The following is a 4,000-nucleotide window of genomic DNA, read 5'->3' on the forward strand; positions in this document are numbered from 1 at the left end:
CGCGTGCCCAGTTGTACCGGATGTTTCATAAGCAATTATCCGATCAAGAGGCAAATGATCAGGTGCGTATTCCGCTAAAACTGATCAGCCGTTGCGCTGAACGTGATCACTTGTTTCCCATCCATGCATCGTGAGTTGTCTTTTTACTTCAAGTGATCATCTTCAGTCAACGAAGTTAGTACTTTTCTCATCGATTCTCCTTTTAAGTTAAGTTTGTGAGCGTTATGCAGTAGCCGGTCTAATATGGCGTCAGCCAAGGTCGGATCGTCGATAAATTTATGCCACTTCGTCATCGGTAATTGGCTAGTCACTATGGTCGATTTACTGTTGTGGCGATCTTCCATAATTTCGAGTAGATCATTTTTTTGAGGCTGTGTTAAAGCCTCCAAGCCCCAGTCATCGATAATTAGAACATCAGCCTTGGCTATTTGGTTTAAGAGTCTTAGGTAGCTACCATCGCCGTGTGAGATGGTCAGCTGCTCGAACAACCGCGAGGCTCTGAAGTATCGTACTTGATAACCGTGCAGACAGGCATGATGTCCTAATGCACAAGCAAGATAGGTTTTTCCGCAGCCTGTTGGTCCCGTCATTACCAGATTTTGCCCTTTGCTTATCCAGGTATTGCTTTGCAAGCCCGCGACTGTACTTTGCTTTAAGCCACGTGGGTGGCTGTAGTCGATATCTTCCATTCTAGCGGTGACCTTGAAGCGAGCAGCCTTGAGCAATCGTTGTAAGCGTTTGTCGTGCCGGTAAGTCACTTCTTGTTGTACTGCTAGGTTAATTCGTTCGGCGAAGCTAAGCTCTTCATAGGTATTGGGTTGATTAAACTGCATCTCTAGTGCTTCGGCTAAACCGGTTAACTTGAGCTGTCGAAGTTGCTGTAAGCTTTGTGTTTCTAACATGTTTTTTCCTATTGGTTTTGGGGTGGGTTTTTAGTGGTAGTAATCAGCGCCGCGCACGTTACGATGAGTCTCTGTTTGAGGTGATGGCGAAGTCTGAGGTGATAATGGAAGTGGCAGTTGATCCATATTGCTTTCTAATATGGACTTAATATTTGCCAGTCGTCGGGCATTGATATGCTGAGCCCGTAAGCAAGCGGCTTCTAATCTTTCTGGTGTGTATTGTTTTGCCAGATTCAGTAAACCCAAGCAGACTCGATAAGCTTGTTCGGGTACCTTCTTTTGTTCGAGTAGGTTTAGTACGATGGATTGCGTTGCAGGCCCGATTCGAGCGCCCCAAGAGATCAGTCTCTCCGGCGTCCAGGCTTGGTGCTTTCGATGGGGCTCAGGCATGTGGTGAGCATTGGTGGTAAAACCCCCTTGGCGCAAGCTCCTAGCATGTCGTGCAACCTGTTTTCCTTTGAAGAAAATAGCAACGCTATCTTGGCTTGCTTGGGCTTCTACTTGAGACTTCACCAGATGATGAGGTACTGAGTAATAATGCTTGTCGAACTCTATGTGGTAGTCGATATTAACGCGTGCAAGTTTGAACTCGACATACTCATAATGCTTCGCGGGAAGCGATTTAAGCGCTGGCTTATCCAAGGCTTCAAATTGACTTAAGCGGGAACCCGGTAGTTTCTTAAAGGCACGGCGGTTAAGGTCATCTAGCAAGACCTTAATAGTCTGATTTAGATCTGCCAGCGTGAAGAAGGTTTGATGTCGTAGTCGAGCCAGTATCCAGCGCTGCACGATCAATACCGCGTTTTCTGCTTTTGCTTTATCCTTGGGCTTGAGTGGCCTAGCGGGAATGATCGCCGTTTTATAATGTGATGCCATGTGCTGGTAGCTCACATTGATACCGGGGTCATAACGAGCTGGCTTGCTGACAGCACTGCGTAACTGGTCAGGCACAACGATCTCCGGTACGCCGCCAAAGAACTCAAAGGCTTTCACATGTGCGTTAATCCAGTCGGCTTTGCGTTGCGTCCATGACGCCATTGCGAAGGTGTAGTTACTCGCGCCAAGTATGGCTACAAAGATCTCAGCTGAACGGATCTCGCCAGTATCCGGGTTAACGATAGGTACCGTGGCCCCGCTGTAATCCACAAACATTTTTTCACCGGCAAGGTGAATCTGGCGCATGGAGCGCTTTTGCTTAGAACGCCATTCACGATAGTAGCCGCAATATTGCGAATACTGATAGCCCGCGTCGCCATGTATTTGCTTATATTCCTCCCACAACAATTGCTTGGTAACGCCTTTGCGCTTGAGTTCTTGGTGAATGGCAGCGCAATCAGGCATAACCCGACCATGGCGCGTATTGATCTTGGCGTCGGGGAATAATAAACGTTCTAGTTCATTGTCAGTCATCTCTATTGGAAGTGGCCAGGTTAGCCCAACATCAACCGCTCTTTTTCCATAAGTGGAAACAGTGCCTACGCCGATTCCTAAGCTGCGGGCAATATTTCGATGACTCAGTTTTGCCTCGAGTTTGAGGCGGAGAATATCTTTAATGTGTCGCATTGCTAATCTCTTGTTTGGCATCGTACTCTCGGCTTAAAAGCGCTAAGAATAACGTGCTCGACAAATTGAGTTTCAATGCATGGAAGGAGTTTGTGATTGATGGTGATCAGTCGTTGCGATTACTCGATCACCGTTTGCGATAACAGCTAAAAGTGAGTCATTTTGAATCGCAATGAGTGATCACGTTCCGTCGCAACAGGTGATCACTTTGAATCGCAACGAGCGATCAGGTTCGCGCGGAATACGCAATCAGGCACAAAATCAGTGATACTTACACTCAAATGGTAATCCTCCCATTTTTAACCGAAGCTAAAAGTAGAAGTTATGCAGCCATTAACGGTGGCCTGCCTCCGTTAGCTTTATGTGGCCTTTCATGATTGTAAAACCATAACCAGTTTGTTGCATAGTCTTGGACCTCTTCAAGCGTTTCAAAAAGATGTTTGCTGAGCCAGCTATAACGAATGGTCCTGTTTGCGCGTTCGATATAAGCATTCTGTTGTGGCTTGCCAGGCTGAATATATTCAATCCGAATATCATGATTCTTTGCCCATGAGACAAACTCATGACTGATAAACTCAGGCCCATTATCGCATCGAATAGCTATCGGCTTGGAACGCCATTCAAGCAACTGGTTGAGTACACGAGTGACTCTCATCGTAGGCAAAGAGAAGCCTGCTTCAATCGCAATGCCTTCACGTCGATAATCATCAATCACATTAAACAGACGAAATTTACGTCCATCGGCCAATTGATCATGCATAAAATCCATAGACCAAATTTGGTTGGCTCGAATCGGTTCTTTCAATGGCTCTGGTTTATGTCGCTTGAGGCGCCTTCTCGGTTTGATCCTAAGGTTCAGTGCTAACTCGCAATAAATTCGATACACACGCTTATGATTCCAGGTAAATCGCTTCACATTGCGAAGGTAATCAAAGCATAAACCAAAGCCCCAGTCAGAATCTTGCTCAGTCAATTTAATCAACCAATTGGCAATTTCCTCATTCTCAGCGTTCAACTTAGATTGATAGCGATAACACGTTTCGCTGATACCGACGGCAGAGCATGCTAATCGTATACTGATAGACCGATTCGCCACCGCATTCTGGGCCACCTCCTTGAGCCGAGATGGCTTCACCACTTTTTTTGTAGCGCTTCCTGAACAATTTCAGCCTTCAGTCGTTCCTCTGCATACATCTTTTTTAATCGACGGTTTTCTTCTTCAAGCTCTTTTAAGCGAGACATCATCGATGCATCCATACCACCATATTTTGCACGCCATTTATAAAAGCTAGCTGAACTCATGCCATATTCACGGCAAAGCTCTGGTACCGGCGTGCCGGCTTCGGCTTGTTTAAGAATCGCCATAATCTGGCTATCGGTGTATTTTGATTTTTTCATGCAGAATCTCCTGCGTAAATGTTACGAGAAAATTCTACTTTTGACTTCAATTATTTTTAGGGGGGATTACCAAATCTGAACGATCAATTGTTGGATAGTCTTCGAATCTTTGGACGCTTTTATCGTAATGTTTATAG

The 4,000-nt window shown here is 45.7% G+C and carries 3 protein-coding genes; all 3 read right to left on the minus strand.

Annotation, left to right across the window (positions count from 1 at the left end; translation table 11 throughout):
• Positions 1-143: 143 nt before the first annotated feature.
• On the minus strand, positions 144-902 hold the full coding sequence (gene istB, locus A3761_RS13240; protein ID WP_068510153.1) for an IS21-like element helper ATPase IstB: 759 nt from the start codon (positions 900-902) through the stop codon (positions 144-146).
• A 30-nt stretch (positions 903-932) separates the two neighbouring features.
• Positions 933-2,486 carry an IS21 family transposase gene (gene istA, locus A3761_RS13245; RefSeq protein ID WP_068567406.1) on the minus strand — a complete coding sequence of 518 codons (1,554 nt, stop codon included), beginning with the start codon at positions 2,484-2,486 and terminating at the stop codon, positions 933-935.
• A gap of 301 nt (positions 2,487-2,787) precedes the next feature.
• Positions 2,788-3,863, minus strand: a protein-coding gene (locus A3761_RS13250) for an IS3 family transposase (RefSeq protein ID WP_156491835.1) whose coding sequence is annotated in 2 segments (ribosomal slippage) — positions 2,788-3,611 and positions 3,611-3,863 — 1,077 coding nt in all. Because the reading frame shifts where the segments join, the coding sequence is not laid out codon by codon here.
• Between the last annotated feature and the right edge of the window lie 137 nt (positions 3,864-4,000).

The sequence above is a fragment of the Oleiphilus sp. HI0123 genome (assembly GCF_001635315.1).